The sequence below is a fragment of the Stenotrophomonas sp. YJH_SMC_53 genome, from assembly GCF_059369995.1.
Map to the genome: position 1 here is coordinate 296,988 of NZ_JCAFTF010000004.1, position 16,501 is coordinate 313,488.

Below are 16,501 nucleotides of genomic sequence, written 5' to 3' on the forward strand. Positions count from 1 at the left end.
CACAGCCCAGCTCGTCGCTGCCGCAGTGGCGATATGCTCCAGCGACCATCTCCACACGTAGGAACGACGCCGAATCAGCGGTACGGCACGACCGGATCGAGCCCGGTCAACCTACGTGACCCGCTTCACGGCAGCAGTTGATCACTGTTGCCTATACTCGGCCCTCAATCGAGTAGTCTCTTGCACTGAACGGAAGCCCCCTCCCCACGAAGGACCTGCCATGCGACACGCTTCTCCGCCTCCCGTACCGCAAAAACTTCGGGACATGCTCAAAGACTATCCGGAGCATATCGAGACGCTGCAAGCTGACTTGAATCGCGTCGTCCAAAATCCGTTCAAGGGCACGCCCATGTCTGAACAGGCTATTTGGGCATTAGAGGCTGCGCTCGATGCGTTCATCGACGAAGCCCGTAAAGAACTGCAGGCGGCCGAAGCCAGTGGCGATCCGGCGGCAATTGAACAGGCGAAGGCAAAAGAACTTCTTATGTTCCGAGCCCGCTCTGGCAATGGAGGAATGCGGCTCGGATTGATGAATGATCTTTGGGGCTACTTCGAATCGAACAAGGGCGTTTAAATGAACGCGCCAGCTGGTAGTCTTGACGCAGCAACACATTCCCATGTGTTCGAAGAGAAAGTCGTTCCTGGCAGCGGATTCGCTCAAGCTTCTTCACAATCCAAGCCCAAGGCAATCATCCTCGCGGGACAACCCGGAGCAGGTAAAGGTAGTTTGGCGGGAAGGGCCGAGACTGAGCTTCAGTACGATGTCATCAAGATCGACCCTGATGAACTGCGCGGATACCATCCCGATATTGAGAAATTCCGGGAAAACCATCCCTACACGTGGTCCTCGTACACCCACTCTGATGCCAGCGCATGGGCTGACAAGCTGTTGGATGCCACCGTTGCGGGCAAGAAGAACCTGATCTTCGACACCACGTTGAGCAACGGCGAGTGGTCGTCTGAACTGATCAAGGACCTGCAATCGAAGGGCTACGCGGTGGAGGTGCGCGCCGTTGCTTCTGCGAAGCTTGAGAGCGAGCTCGGGGTTGAGCAGCGCTTTGCAGGCGGTCTAGACGGCAATGGCTACGGCCGCTACGTTCCCGTCGGTGCTCGCGATGCGATCTACGAGAAGTTGCCCAATAGCCTGGACCTGGTGCACGAACGCACCGATGTGCAAATTCGCATCTTCAATCGTGAAGGCAAGGAGTTCTACGACAGCCACACCAGCCCGAAGTTGCCTGGGGCTGCGTTGCAAGAGGCGCGCGAAGCCCGACTGAAAGATCCCGCCCTGACGCGCCAGCTGCGCGATGGCTGGCAGGAGCAACAGGCCTGGCACCGTGATTTGCCACAGACACTGCCCCACAACGACAAAGTTTCTCCTCCCACACGAGAGAACCTGCTAACAGAGCGAAGCGAAGCCCAAGTGGTCGAGGGGCTTGACCGGCAGGCGCGGGAAATGGTCGATATCGATCACACGGTTCGCGTTCGCCCCACCCGTATACGCGCAGGCAGCGCGCTGGGCATCGCAGCTCTAGCATTGGATGCCTATGACGCCGGTGAGGCTTTGCGCAACAGTAGCCGTCTGCGCGGTGAAGGCAATGACACTGCCGCAGAATCCGGGCTCATCCACTTCGGTGCACGTAGCGTTGGTGGCTTTGCCGGTGCTGGCCTGGGCATGACGGTCGGAGCGGTCGCTGGCGTCGAGTCAGGCCCGGGTTTGCTGGTCACAGGGGCCGTCGGTGGCATAGCGGGCGCGTTCGCGGGCGACAAGATCGCCGAGTGGACGGACAACCGCCGAATCTACAACCAGGCCGACAGCCTGGGGAACACTTGGACCTACAATCCTGACCATCCCGATCAGGGCTGGCAGCGATCCGCGCCTGTGGATAGCACCAACGACGGCGTAAACAACCCAGCCAGTGGCGTGCTGCGCGCGCCACCGGCCCTTGCCAACCAGCTGAACTACCAGGCAACCAGCGAGTCAGTGAAATTGGTATTGGGCAGCCCGCCCAGTCAGCGCGACCCGTTCACACAGCCCGCCAATATCAGTGACCCACAAAGCTGGTATCCGGCACAGTGGACACGGACAGCCGATGGTCTGCAGTGGCAGCGCGAGGTGACCACTGCCGTGTATGAACTTGGCCAGCGTGAGACCCGAATTGACGTGGCCAGTCCAGAACGAGCGGCCGAGCTCGATCAGGCCGCCGCCCAGGTCGTGCTGCACAATGCTGCCAACAGCCGACCGGCAATTGCGGCGCGCTACGAAGCAGCGTATGCCCAGAATGGCTGGGCATCCTATGGCTCGATACCCGAAGCTGTGCAGCAGGCGCGCACCGATCTGGATGCGGTGACCGCCTCCGACGATAACCGCTATCAGCGTCAGGCGGACGGCCGTTGGGTCAGCGAAGGAGTGATCTACGATTCCACTGCCACCGGCAATCTGCGCGCCGAATTGGATGCCACCCGCGACGTAGTGGCCGCCACGCTACCTCCACCTCAAGCGACACAGAGCCCGTCGCCGATGACGGCCGATGAGCGCATGCGCGACACGCTGCAGGGCGCCTACGCTAACGCCGGGGTTGCCCTGGGTTCAGAACAACTGGCAGCGAGCGCGGCAGCAGTCCAGGCCACACAGGCCGCTCAAGGTCTGGACCCCGACACCACTGCCCTGCAGGTGCAGCGAAACGCCGATGGCGGTTGCAACATGGCCAGCCCTATTGCCAATCTGCGTCTGGCGTCCGATGGCAAGACCTACACCATTGCGGCCGTGACCACGACTGAGGACATCCGCCGAGCCCAGGAACGGGACTCTCCTATCAGCAACGATAGCCCGCAACAGACCGTGCGGTCCTCGCTCGACCAACCAGTAGGCCCGCCCGATGCAGAGAGTGCGACGCCTTCCCTACAGTCGGCAATGCCATCAACTGCAATGGCTGCAATGCAGGCCGACCCACTGTATCGGCAGATCCGCGACGGCGTTGCAGAGTTGGACACACAGCATGGACGTGAATTCGATGCGACCAGCGAGCGCATGACGGCAAGCCTGCTCGTATTGGCAAAGAACAGTGGACTGACACGAGTGGATCATGTGGTGTTGAGCAATGCCACCTCAGTACATCCGGCCGCGCACAACGTGTTCGTGGTCCAGGGAAAGCTGGACGATCCTGCCCATCTGCGTGCGGTCATGCCCACCGAGCAGGCAGTGAAAGCCCCGATTGAGGAATCGATGCAGAAATACGAAGTGGCTAGCCGCCAGGTGGAACAGCAATCGCAGGTCACTCAACTGCAGGAACAGCATCAGCAGGATACTCAGGCCAGAGCCGCCAGCATGGGGCGATAGTCGTGGCTGATTGGCATCGAGGAATATGAGGGGGCAGTGCATTGTTCCAAACTGCATCCTGTATAGCCCGCAGGCATTTCCCCATATAACATCCTCGCCGGAATGGACACCGCCGCCAATCAATCACGTCAGCGGCGGTTGGCCATCCCTCTTTCAATGCCAAGGGGGTTCGTTATGCCCCTGTCGCCCCGTCAACTGTATCGCTTGCAGAAGGTTGCGGCCCCCACTGCCACCTTTGAGCGATTTGCAGTGCATGCAAACGAGAGAGCATGTCAGCGAAGAATACGCTCAGGCTGATTGAAGCGTAGGGATCCATTACGCCGTGTGCTCTGCATTGAGCGCTACCCGCCGCCTGATACGTGCGGCAACACTGCCCGCCAGCTGCATATCTACCTCACTCATATCCATCGGCGGCAATGCCAAGCGCTCCGCAACCTGCTCGGTCACTGTGGCATCGTCCATGCGCGAGCGCACCGCATTGCCGAGGCGGACAAAGAACCGGCTGGCCAATTCTTCGGCACTCGCCGACTGCCGATTGTCCACGCCCGCATTCTCCGCCAGAGAGAACAAGGCAAAGGCTACTGCCAGGCTATCAACCACTTGCTCCAGCAACTGCCCATAGGCCTGGCTGGCAGCTTCACTTGCAATGGCGTTCTTCGCACTCAGGCAGTCTTTCGCAACCTCGGCCAGTTCCAGCTCCAGGCGAGGCAGTTCAGCCGCAATCTCACCCTCCATTGCCTCATATTCCTCAGCCAGCGAGAGCGCCGACCGCTCGTTGGCGCGCAGCTTCTGAATGTCGCGGGTCAGCGTGCCATCGCTATCTTGATTGGATCGAAAAATTGGCCCCTCTCTCCGCCAGATAAATGAAGAAGCCGCCCAGTGGGCGGCTTTTTTGTTTGGCTGGCGGGAATCGTCGCAGGTACTACCGGACTGAACAGGGCCTGCCGTCGTGGCCGGTCCAACGGCCCGCCCGCCGACGGCGCGCGATCCGCCGCAGGTCATCTGCGCCGGAGCAGTCCCCGCACGCAGGCGCCGACGAACGCCAGCCCCAGCAGCACCCACACGACCGTCATTCCCCACAGCGCACCGAACGTGTCCAGGACCGGATCCAGCCGCGGTTGCGCCGGGTCGTACAACACGCGTACCGGCTGCCCAGGCTCATAGCCGAAGATCATGCCGCCCTGCGGGTACGAGACGCGTTGGCCGGTCGCGGTGGTGAACGCGACCTGCGGATGCGATCCGCCGGCGTTCAGGCGCTCGACCTGGCCATCAACGGCCTGCGCGACCTCCAGGAACTCAAGACGATGTGTCACCTCGAAGGTGGCCACAGCAAGGATCAACAGACCCACCACGCCAAACAGCAGACCGCGCATGAGCTGGGCAGTCCGGAAAAAAGAAGGGTCGGGCATCGCTGGGCAGCTCCGTTGCAGGCGGGAAGACGAATGGGGCCGGCGGATCCTGCCGCGCGGTCAGTCCCACGTGTGGAAAGCATAGCCCAGAAGCCACTGCGCCCCACTGCACGCCATCGCCACCGGATGCGCCTCGCCATTGCCCGCCACCGACGCACCCGCCTGGTACAGGCGCCTGCATTCCGCACGCTCATTCGAGTGGGGAGACGTCACCTGTAAAGGGATTGGCGTCGCTCCATGTACCCTTGAACGTTTCGCCCCCTCCCAACGTCTGGACGGTTGAAATGCAACCGGGCAACTCCATGGCATTTCCCATGAATCTCCGCCTCTACCGCCCCGCCGATGCCAGCGCCTGCCTGTCGATTTTCGACAGCAACGTACCCACCTACTTCGCGCCCGAAGAGCGCAGCGACTTTGAATGCTTCCTGCGCGAACAGGCCACGGACTGTGCATTCCAGGTGATCGAGCGCGATGGAAACGTCGTCGCCTGTGGTGGCCTCTCGCGCCGTAGCGACGGCAGCGCCGGCTTCTGCTGGGGCATGGTGCAGCGCGCGCTGCACCGCCAGGGACTGGGCCGCGAACTGGCACTCGCGCGCCTGCACCAGGCTGAAAGCGATCCGTCGATCGACCGCATCGCGCTCAGCACCAGCCAGCACACCCAGGGCTTCTATGCCGGCCTGGGTTTCCAGGTGACGCGCATCGTGCCCGATGGGCATGGCGCCGGGATCGACGCCGTTGAAATGGAGCGGGAGCTCTAGCGCTCCCGCCCCGGTGCCATCCACGAAGGGCGTGGATCTACCGCAGGCATCCCCTGCTCAGAACCCGACGCGCAGGTTGATCTGCCCACCCACATCGCGGCGGCCATCGCCATGCTGGCCCTGTACGAACATCGACAGCTGGCTGTTGCGGCCGAGGCCGACCGCCACGCCCACCTGGCTGACCAGGGCATTGCGTGCCATCACCGCGCTGTAGACATCGAAGGCATCACCACCGACCGCAAAGCGGTTGCGGCTGGCCACATCGGTATCCCCCGACGCATGCTGCCAACCCAGGCCGACCGTCAGCTGCGCCGGGAAGCGCTCGCCGCTGCCCACGTCCCAGCGCCCACGCACGCCCACGGTGCTGACATTGAGCGTGTCCTTGCCGCCTTCCAGCACCAGTGCCGCGCTGCCGCCCTGCTCCACCGCACGATCGCTGTCGACCCAGTGCTTGGTGAACTGCACATAGGGCTGCAGCTGGGTCCTGCCATGGGTCCATGTCCAGCTGCCTTCCACCTGGGCGATGGTCACATCGGAATCCTGGCGGCTGTACAGGGTCTGGCCCAACAACGGCACTTCACGCGTAGTGCGCGTCCGGTAGTCACCGCGCGACACGCTGCCACCCACCGCAAAGCCGTTGTTCCACTGTCCCTGTGCATACAGGCCGAACGTGTGGCCACGCAGGCGGGCCCGCGAGCTGCGATCATACAGCCGCGTATCCAGCCGCTCGTTGCCGGCCGCTGCACCCAGCACCACATGCTCGCCCAGCTGCCAGTCGACACCGGCCATCAGCGCATTGCGATTGGCGCGGATCTCATCGCCATTGCCGTCGCCATCCTGCCTGAACACCTTGCCACTGCCGGCCAGCCAGGCCGAAGCGCGCTCGCCACGCACGTTCGGCAACTCGCTGCCGAGTCGCTGGCGGATGCCTTCTTCCAGGTAGTTGTCATACAGCAGCACCGCGCGGCTGGCCGCGTGCACTTCACCGGAGAGCTGTTCGAATGCGCTGCGCGCAGTGCCGGCGTCATACATCAGCACCGTGTTGTACAGGCCCAGGGCCGCGCCACTCTGCGGCAGGCTGTCCAGCGCCGCGGCGGTGTTGTACTGGTTGCGCGTGTTGGCCACGGTGGTGAACGCTGCGGTCTGTGCCACGTCGATCTGCAGGTTGGCCGTGTTGGCGGTGTAGACCGGGGTGATGGTCAGGAAGGCCGACGGCGAGGTTGCCGAGGCGAACTGCCCACTCACGCCACCGCCCGCATTGACCACCGTGTACTGCTGGCCCTGCTGGTAGCTGGTGCTCGGCGAAATGGTATTCACCCGCACGGTGCTGCCGCCCACATTCGCGCTGCCGCCCACCTGCACCGTGTCGCTGCCGGTGGCGCCCAGGTCGATGCCCAGCGTGCTGCCCGGTGACAGGTTCAGATTGCCGCCCACCGTGATCGTGCCGGTGCCATTGCCTGCACCACTGCCATTGCCCGCGCCATTGCCCGGCGACAGCACGCCGCCGCTGGACACCGTCACGCCACCGCCGGTACCCCCGATGGTGCCGGTGCCGGACAGGGTCGTACCACTGCCGATGGTCCACTGGCCGCCGATCGTGCCGGTGACATTCAAACCGCCGCCGGTGACCTGGCCGGTGCCGCTGAAGCCACCACTGTTGCCGCCCAGATTCAGCGTGCCCGGGCCGGCCTGCACGATGCTGCCGCCGCCGGTGATGCTGCCGCCAAGCGTGGTGGTGCCACCGGTGTTGATGACCAGGCCGCCGTTGTTGGTGATGTTGCCGGTGATCGAGCCACTGGCCCCACCATTGCCGACCTGCACGGTGCCGCCGGCATTGATGGTGGTGCCGCCGGTATAGGTGTTGTTGCCGGTCAGGGTCACGGTGCCGGCACCGGCCTGGGTCAGGCCGCCACTGCCGCTGATGGTACCGCCCACCGTGGTGTTGCCGCCGACGTTGAACACCAGGCTGCCGTTGTTGCTGACATTACCGGTGATCGCACCGCTGGCGCCGCCATTGCCGACCTGCAGTGTGCCGCCGGTGTTGATGGTGGTGCCGCCGGTATAGGTGTTGTTGCCGGCAAGGATCACGGTACCGGTGCCCGCCTGGGTCAGACCACCGCTACCACTGATGGCACCGCCGACGGTGGTGGTGCCGCCTACGTTGAACACCAGGCTGCCGTTGTTGGTGACGCTGCCGCCGATGGCACCGGTCGCACCGCCATTGCCTACCTGCAGCGTGCCACCCGCGTTGATCGTGGTCGGGCCGGTATAGGTGTTGTTGCCGGTCAAGGTCAGCGTACCGCTGCCGGCCTGGGTGAGGCCGCCACTGCCGCTGATGGTGCCGCCCAGCGTGGTATTGCCCGCCACGCTGGACACCAGCGTGCCGTTGTTGGTGACATCACCGACGATTGAGCCCGTTGCCCCGCCATTGCCCAGCTGCAGCGTACTGCCGGCGTTGATGGTCGTGCCGCCGGTATAGGTGTTGGTCCCGGTCAGCAGCAGCGTACCGCTGCCGGCCTGGATCAGGCCGCCGCTGCCACTGAGGGTGCCGCCCAGCGCGGTGTTGCCGGCCACGTTGGAAATCAACGCGCCATTGTTGGTGATGTCGCCGGCGATGGCGCCGGTCGCGCCGCCGTTGCCCACCTGCAGCGTGCCGCCGGTATTGATGGTGGTCCCGCCGGTGTAGGTGTTGTTGCCCACCAGGGTCAGCACACCACTGCCCGCCTGGGTCAGGCCACCACTGCCGCTGATCGCACCGCCGACCGTGGTGTTGCCCGCAACGTCGAACACCAGGCTGCCGTTGTTGGCAACGTTGCCGGTGATCGCGCCGGTCGCACCGCCATTGCCCACCTGCAGCGTGCCACCGGCATTGATGGTGGTGCCGCCGGTATAGGTGTTGTTGCCGGTCAGGGTCAGCGTGCCGCTGCCGGCCTGGGTCAGGCCGCCACTGCCGCTGATGGTGCCACCGAGCGTGGTGTTGCCGGCCACGTTGGATACCAGCGCACCGTTGTTGGTGATGTCGCCGACGATCGCGCCGGTCGCACCGCCGTTGCCGATCTGCAATGTGCCACCGGCATTGATCGTGGTTCCACCGGTGTAGCTGTTGTTGCCGGTCAGCACCAGCGTGCCACTGCCGGCCTGGGTCAAGCCGCCGCTGCCGCTGACCACCGCGCCGACGGTGGCCATCGTACCCAGGTTGTAGACCAGGCTGCCGTTGTTGGTGATGTCGCCCAGCACCGAACCGGTGCTGCCGCCGCTGCCGATCTGCAGCGTACTGCCACCGTTGATGGTGGTGCCTCCGGTATAGGTGTTGTCGCCACTCAGGGTCAGCGTGCCGGTACCGCTCTGCACCAGGCCGCCGGTACCACTGAGCACGCCGGCGAAGGTCGTGCTGCCGTTGTTGCCGCCGGTGGTCAGGGTTGCACCGCCCAGCACCACGCTGGAACCGGTCACGCCAGCGAGGCCTCCGATGCTCTGGCTGCCACCGGCGCTGATATCCAGCGTACCGGCACCGGCCAGGTTGACCGTGCTGGCACCGGACAGGCTGCCACCGGCCGCCACCGCCAGCGTGCCACTGTTGATGGTGGTGGCACCGGTATAGGTACTCGCACCGTCGAGGGTGACCGTCGCCGCGCCATCCTTCAGCAGGCCGCCAGCGCCGCTGATCGGGCCGTTCAAGGTCAGTGCGTTGCTGCCGCCCAGAGTCAGCGTGCCGCTGGCCAGCTGCACGGTGTTGGCCAGCGTCAGCACGCTGGTGCCATCCAGGCTGGCGTTGCCGCCTACGGTCAGCGCACCGGTTCCCAGCGAACCGTCGTTGCCCAGTAGCAGGCCACCGGCATTGAGGGTCACACCGCCCGTGAAGACGTTGACGCCAGTCAAGCCCTGGATGCCTGCGCCGTTCTTTACCAGCCCCCCCGCCCCTCCGATGGTGCCGGCGAACGTGGTGTTGCCCACGCCATTGAGGGTCAGCGTGCTGCCACCCAACGCCACTGAAGAGCCTGCCACGCCTGCCAGCGAACCGATCGCCTGCGCGCCCCCCGCACTGATGTCGAAGGTGGTACCGGCGTTGGCCAGGTTCACCGCACCCGTCGCAGCGAGGCTGCCACCGGCGCCGATCGCCAGCGTGCCGGCATTGATGGTGGTGCCACCGGTGAAGGTGTTGGTGCCGGTCAACGTCTGGGTACCGGAGCCTTCCTTGATCAGCCCACCGGAGCCGGCCACCGAGCCACTGAACGTGCCATTGGTGGCGTCTCCGATCGTCAGCGTGTTGGCGCCCAGATTCACCGTGCCGTTGCCGATCAGGGTACCGAACTGCTGCGTGCCGCTTCCTGCCGACAGATCGAAGGTCGCCCCCGAGGCCAGGTTGACGATGCCACTGGCGTGCAGGCTCGCGCCCGCACCCAGTGCCAGCGTACCAGCGTTGATGTTGGTGCCGCCGGTGTAGGTGTTGGTGCCGTTCAAGGTCAGCGTCGCGGCACCCTCCTTGGTCAGGCTGCCGGTACCACTCAGGTTGCCGTTGAGGGTGAGGTTGTTGCTGCCCAGGACGGTCAACGCGTTGTTGAGGATGAAGTTGTTGCCGAGGATGACCGCAGTGTTCGAATCGAGCGTAGCAGCGCCTCCGACCGTCACCGTACCGGTGCCCAGCGCAGCATTGTTGCCGACCACCAGGCCACCGGCGTTGAGCGCCACGCCACCGCTGAAGGTGTTGGCGCCATTGAGCGTCTGCACGCCCCCACCGTTCTTGATCAGGCCGCCACTGCCGCCGATCACACCGCTGAAGGTGCTGTCCACGGTGCCGCCCAGAGTCAGCGTGCTGCCACCCAGCGCCACCGTGCTGCCCGCCACGCCGGCCAGCGAACCGATGGCCTGGTTACCCGCGGAGATGTCGAGCGTGCCCGCACCGGCCAGGTTCACCGCGCCGGTTGCGGCGAGGCTGCCACCGGCACCGATTGCCAGTGTGCCGCTGTTGATGGTGGTCCCCCCGGTGTAGGTGTTGGCACCGCTCAGGGTTACGGTGGCCGCACCGTCCTTGATCAGCCCGCCCGTGCCGGAAATCACGCCCCCCAGTGTCAGCGCCTGGCTGCCGAGCAGATCGAGGCTGGCACCCGCTGCCAGCCCGATGTTGTTGGCAAGGCTGACGCCGGTCGTTGCATCCAGCGTCGCGTTGCTTCCGACCGTCAACGCACCGCTGCCGAGCGCAGCGTTGTTGCCGACCACCAGGCCACCGCCGTTCAGTGCAACGCCACCACTGAACAGGTTGGCGCCACCCAGCGTGAGGATGCCGGCGCCATTCTTGACCAGGCCACCGGTGCCGGAAATCGCGCCATCGAAGAGGCTGTTGCCGACACCACCAAGTGTCAGCGTCTGTGCGCCCAGGCTCACCGTCGAGCCGGCCACGCCGTTCAACGATCCGATGGTCTGGTTGGCCCCTGCGGTGGAGATGTCAAAGCCGGTGCCCGCAGCGCTCAGCGTCACCGCGCCGGTCGCGGCCAGGCTGCCGCCCGGACCAATCGCCAGCGTGCCAGCGTTGATGAAGGTGCCGCCGGTGTAGGTATTGGCACCGGTCAGCGTTTCGATGCCCGCGCCCACCTTGGTCAGGCCACCGGTGCCTGCGATCGAGCCACTGAAGGTGCCATCGGTGGCGCCGCCCACTTCGATCGAGTTGGCGCCGAGGTTCACCGTACCATTGCCGACCAGGGTGCCGAACTGCTGCGTGCCGCTGCCGGCAGACAGGTCCAGCGTGGCACCGGTGGCGAGGTTCACGGTACCGCTCGCCGCCAGGCTGGCACCGGCGCCCAGCGCCAGCGTGCCGGCGTTGATGTTGGTGCCACCGGTATAGGTGTTGGCGCCGTTCAAGGTCAGCGTCGCGCTGCCATTCTTGGTGAGGCTGCCGGCCCCGGACAGGACGCCGTTGAGCGTCAGTGCATTGGTCCCGAGCACGGTCAGCCCGGCGTTGAGCGCGATGTTGTTGACCAACGTTGCCAGGCCGGTGGTATCCAGCGTGGCGGCACCACCTACAGTCAATGCGCCGGTGCCCAACGCCGCATCATTGCCAAGCACCAGTCCGCCCGCGTTGAGCGTTACGCCGCCGCCAAACGTGTTGGCTCCGGACAGCATCTGTACGCCCGCGCCTGCCTTGATCAGACCGCCGCCGCCACTGATCACGCCATCGAACGCGGCGTTGCCGGCCGTACCGAAGGTGAGCGAATTGCCGCCCAGCGCCAAGGTGCTGCCACCCGCACCGTCGAGCGCGCCGATGGTCTGGCTGCTGCCGGCGCCGGAAATATCAAAGCCAGCGCCTGCACCCAACGTGACATCACCGGCTGCAGCAAGGCTGCCGCCCGTGCCCAGCGCCAGCGTGCCGGCATTGATGGTGGTACCGCCGGTGTAGGTGTTGGCACCGGACAGCGTCAGCGTGGTGGCACCATTCTTGACCAGGCTGCCATTGCCGCCGACCACGCCCGACAGCGTCAGCGCATTGCTGCCCGGCAACGTCAGTACGACGCCCGAGCCCAGCGTGACCGCATTGCCGAGTGTCACTGCCGCGCCCGCGTCCAGCGTGGTACTGGCATTCACCGCCAGCGCGCCGGTACCGAGCGCACCATTCGCACCGACCACCAGGCCACCGCCGTTCAAGGTCAGGCCGCCACCGAAGGTATTGGTGTTGTTGAGGGTCAGCAGGCCCGCACCGTTCTTGATCAGGCTGCCATTGCCGGCCACCACGCCACCGAGGGTGAGATCGTTGCTGCCACCCAGGGTCAGCTGCGTACCGGCACCGAAGTTCACTGCGTTGGCCAGGTTCAGCGCCACGGTGCTGTCCAGCGTGGTCGTGCCACCAATGCCCAGTGCACCGGTACCGAGTGCGCTGGCGTTGCCGAGAACCAGGCCACCGTCGTTGAGTGCAAGGCCACCACTGAAAGTATTGGCACCGGACAGCGTCTGCACGCCGGCACCGGTCTTGATCAGGCCGCCGGCACCATCGATCACGCCGGCAAAGCTGCCATTGCTGGCGCCGCCAAAGGTCAGCGACTGCGCGCCCAGCACCATATGGCTGCCTGCCACGCCATTCAGCGCGCCGATGGTCTGCGCCGCACCGGCTGCGGAGATGTCCAGCGTTGCACCGGCACCGGCAAGATCCACCGCTCCGGCCGCGGCAAGACTGCCGCCCGCCCCCAGCGCCAGCGTGCCGGCATTGATGGTGGTGCCACCGGTATAGACGTTGGCGCCGGACAGGGTGAGGCGGGCCGTGCCGTCCTTGATCAGCCCACCGGCCCCGAATACCGGACCGGAGAGCGTCAGGTCATTGCCGCCCAGCACGGAGAGATTCGCACCGGCGGCCAGGCCGATGAGGTTGCCTACGGTGAGTGCAGACGTTGCATCCAGCGAAGCGTTGCCGCCCACGTCCAGCTGGCCGGTACCCAGTGCCTGCGCATTGCCCAGCTGCAGCAGGCCCGCGTTGAGGCCGACACCGCCGCTGAAGGTGTTGGGTCCATTCAACGCCAGCGTCGCCGTACCATTCTTGACCAGGCTGCCAGTGCCACTGATGAGACCGCCCAGTGACACGTCCTGGCTGCCCAGCAGATCCAGCGCCGCGCCTGCCCCGAGGTTGACGTTGTTGGCGAGGTTCAGCGCTGCCGAACTGTCCAGCGTGGCAGTGGCGCCCACCGACAGTGCACCGGTGCCCAGTGCGCCGGCGTTCCCCAGGAACACGCTGCCGCCGTTGACGGTGAGCCCACCACCGAAGCTGTTGGCGCCGTTGAGGGTCAACGTGCTGGCACCGTTCTTCACCAGCCTGCCGGTACCGGACACCACGCCACCCAGCGTGACCGCCTGCGAGCCCGGCAACGACAGTGCCGCACCGGCGCCCAGATCAACGTTGTTGGTCAGGCTCAACGGGGCGCTGCCATCGAGCGTGACGTTGCCGCCGATGCCCAGTACTCCGGTACCAAGCGCGCCGCTGTTACCCAGCAGCAGGCTGCCGGCGTTTGCATTCAGTCCACCGCTGAAGGTGTTGGTGCCGTTCAAGGTCAGTGTCGACGCGCCATTCTTGACCAGGCTGCCGGTGCCGGTGATGTTGCCGCCCAGGGTCAGGTTCTGGCTGCCCGGCAGGGTCAGGGCCGCGCCGAGGTTGATCGCATTGCCCAGGGTGAGCGCTGCAGTGGTGTCCAGCGAACCGTTGCCACTGACGGTCATCGCACCGCTTCCCAGCGCACCGGCATTGCCCAGCACCAGGCCACCGGCCGCAAGATTCACCCCACCGCTGAAGGTATTGGCGCCGGTCAGCGTCTGCACGCCACTGCCCTGCTTGACCAGGCCACCGGTGCCGCCGATCACGCCAGCGAAGGTCTGGTTGGTGGCATCACCGAAGGTGAGCGTACTGCTGCCCAGTGCCAGGGTGCTGCCCGCCACACCGGACAATGCACCGATGGTCTGGTTGCCACCCAGCGCGATATCCAGTGCGCTGCCAGCGCCGGCCAGGCTGACCGCGCCGGTCGCCGCCAGGCGCCCACCACTGCCCAATGCCACCGTTCCGGCATTCACCGCCAGCCCACCGGTGAACGTGTTCGCGCCGCCCAACGTCAGCGTGGCAGCGCCGTTCTTGACCAGGCTGCCGCTGCCGCCAATGACACCCCCCAGCGTCAACGCGTTCGAGCCCAGCACATTGAGCGAACCACCGGCGCCCAGTGTGATGCCATTGCCCACGGTGAGCCCGGTGCTGGCGTCGAGCGATACCGCGCCGCCGACGTTCAGTGCGCCGGTTCCCAGTGCACCGCCGTTGCCCAGCACCAGGCTGCCGGCGTTGAGCGCCAGACCGCCGCCGAATGTATTGGCGCCGTTGAGGGTCAGTGACGATGCACCATCCTTGATCAGGCCACCCGCGCCGCTGATCACCCCGTTGAACGTCAGCGCCTGCCCGCCAAGCAGATTCAGGCTGGCACCCGATGCGAGGCTGACAGCATTGGTCAGCGCCAGCGCCGTGGTGCCGTCGAAGGTGGTGTTGCCGCCGACAGAGAGTGTACCGCTGCCCAGCGCGGCGGCATTGCCCAGCAACAAGCCACCGGCGTTGAGCGCAACACCGCCCGTGAGGCTGTTGACGCCCGACAGGGTCTGCACACCGGTGCCGACCTTGATCAGGCCGCCGGTGCCTGCGGCGAACGCGCCGCTGTAGCTGGTATTGCCCAGCCCGCCCAGGGTCAGGGTGTGGCTGCCGAGGTTGACCGAACCGCCGAGGCCGGCCAGCGAGCCGATGGTCTGGTTGGCCGCCGCCGAAAGATCCAGGCTGGTGCCAATGTCCAGCGAGATCGCACCGGTGGGCGACAGGCTGCCGCCCGCGCCCAGCGCCAACGCGCCCCCGGCCAGGTTGAAGCTGCCGCTCAGCGAATTGGCACCGTTCAAGGTCAGCGTGCCGGCACCGTTCTTGGTCACGTTGCCGGCACCGGATATCGAGCCACTCAATGTCAGCGCATTGCTGCCCAGCAGGTTCAGCGAGCCCCCGCCATTGATCACCAGGTTGTTGCCCAGGTTGAAGCCCGCCGTCGTATCCAGCGAGGCGCTGCCACCGACGGTCAGGTTGCCGCTGCCGAGTGCACCGGCATTGCCCAGCAGCAGGCCGCCGGCATCGAGGTTGACGCCACCGGAGAACAGGTTTGCGCCGCCGAGAGTAACAATGCCGGTGTTGTTGACCGTCAGCCCACCAGCGCCAGAAAGCACGCCATTCAAGCCGAACGCATTGGTCCCTGCCAGGGACAGATTGCCACCAAGGCTGAACGCATTGGCCAGGTTCAGACCGGCCGTGGAGGAGGCGATGGCACCGCCGTTGGCGGTGAACAGCCCGGTGCCGAAGGAACCGGCATTGTTGAAATTGACCAGGCCATCATTGAGCGTGGTCGTACCCGCACCCGCCCACGCACCCTGCAGGTTCCAGGTACCGCTGTTGACGGTGAGCTTCTGGAAGTTGAGGTACTGATTCCAGCCCAGTGTGGTCACCGCTCCGCCGGTGCCGGACCCCGGACCGCTGACGACGTTCTGCAACACCAGCGTGTTGTTGGCCGCACCACTGCCGGTACCGGCGTCGACCGATCCCGCAGCCGCAACCCTCACCCCGGTAACACCGGTAATCACGCCGGCAACAGCGCTGCCGCCACCGGTCACAACGCTGGAACCCGACACTGCGGTGAAGGTATTGCCGCCGGTCGAATCACCCAGGTGAACGCTGCCACTGACCGCCCCCGCATTGAGGAACGTATTACCGCCAGAAGCGCCCAGGCCGACACGCCCTTCGATGGTGCCGGTGTTGGTCACATTGGCTGCCGCACCACCGTAGGCCACCACCGTGGTCGCGTCGGAAACGCTGCCTGTGCCGATCAACGACGTGCTGATCAGGCCGGCGTTGTTGATGGTGGTGGTGCCGTTGACATTCTGCGCCACCAGCGCCTGCCCACCGAAGCCCAGCAGCGTTGCGATGTTGACGACACCCTTGATCTGTCCGCTGGCGTTGTTGTTGACGACGATCGCGCTGTTGTTGGCAGAACCATTGCCGATGACCAGGCCGGGCGAGGCAAGGACGATCGAGCTCGGATCGATCGTGCCATCGTTGTTGACCGTCACGTTGTCGCCGGTCAGCGTTGCTGCGTTGCCTCCACCTACGAACGGCGGCGTACGCAGCAACGCACCTGCGGCAATGTTCAGCGTGAGGCCGCTGGTCGCGTTGGAGTAGTTGTTGATGTTGGTGGTGCTGTCGCAGTTTACGGTCGTGGTGCCCGTACACGCCGCGAATGCCGATCCGCTGGCCAGTGTGGCGGCCAGTGCCGCCGCCAGCTGGTGCGCCCGCAATCGCGGCACCCGCCCTGCGCCGACCGCGCTTCCGCCGGGATTCCGGGTGACCTCCGAAGCAACCTGCATTACCCCAAGGGCGCGATTGAAAACCAGACGGTAAATGCGGTTCATCGGCAAATCTCCATGAAAAGACCGGATGGCACAGCTGGCAGGTTTTT

Annotated in this window: 6 protein-coding genes; 3 read left to right on the top strand and 3 right to left on the bottom strand. The window is 65.3% G+C overall.

Features of this window, described 5'->3' with window-relative positions; genetic code table 11:
* Positions 1–265: 265 nt before the first annotated feature.
* Both AC5P7X_RS08575 and AC5P7X_RS08580 read left to right on the top strand, forming a co-directional pair.
* Positions 266–574, top strand: coding sequence for a hypothetical protein (locus AC5P7X_RS08575; RefSeq protein ID WP_005415493.1), 309 nt, complete (start codon positions 266–268; stop codon positions 572–574).
* On the top strand, positions 575–3,340 hold the full coding sequence (locus AC5P7X_RS08580) for a zeta toxin family protein (protein ID WP_495214731.1): 2,766 nt from the start codon (positions 575–577) through the stop codon (positions 3,338–3,340).
* A 315-nt stretch (positions 3,341–3,655) separates the two neighbouring features.
* Here AC5P7X_RS08580 and AC5P7X_RS08585 read toward each other — a convergent pair whose 3' ends face one another.
* Positions 3,656–4,342, bottom strand: a complete 687-nt coding sequence (locus AC5P7X_RS08585) for a hypothetical protein (protein ID WP_495204985.1) — start codon at positions 4,340–4,342, stop codon at positions 3,656–3,658.
* Complete coding sequence (locus AC5P7X_RS08590) at positions 4,339–4,713, bottom strand: DUF3592 domain-containing protein (RefSeq protein ID WP_053500316.1); 375 nt, start codon at positions 4,711–4,713, stop codon at positions 4,339–4,341. The genes AC5P7X_RS08585 and AC5P7X_RS08590 overlap by 4 nt, the downstream gene beginning before the upstream one ends.
* A gap of 350 nt (positions 4,714–5,063) precedes the next feature.
* On the opposite strand from AC5P7X_RS08590, the gene AC5P7X_RS08595 reads away from it, so the two are divergent.
* The gene (locus AC5P7X_RS08595; protein WP_005415487.1) at positions 5,064–5,507 is read left to right on the top strand and encodes a GNAT family N-acetyltransferase; all 444 of its coding nucleotides are present in this window, start codon (positions 5,064–5,066) and stop codon (positions 5,505–5,507) included.
* Positions 5,508–5,564: 57 nt separating this feature from the next.
* Here the strand turns inward: AC5P7X_RS08595 and AC5P7X_RS08600 are convergent, their stop codons facing one another.
* Positions 5,565–16,454, bottom strand: coding sequence for an autotransporter-associated beta strand repeat-containing protein (locus AC5P7X_RS08600; protein WP_495214732.1), 10,890 nt, complete (start codon positions 16,452–16,454; stop codon positions 5,565–5,567).
* Positions 16,455–16,501 lie beyond the last annotated feature (47 nt).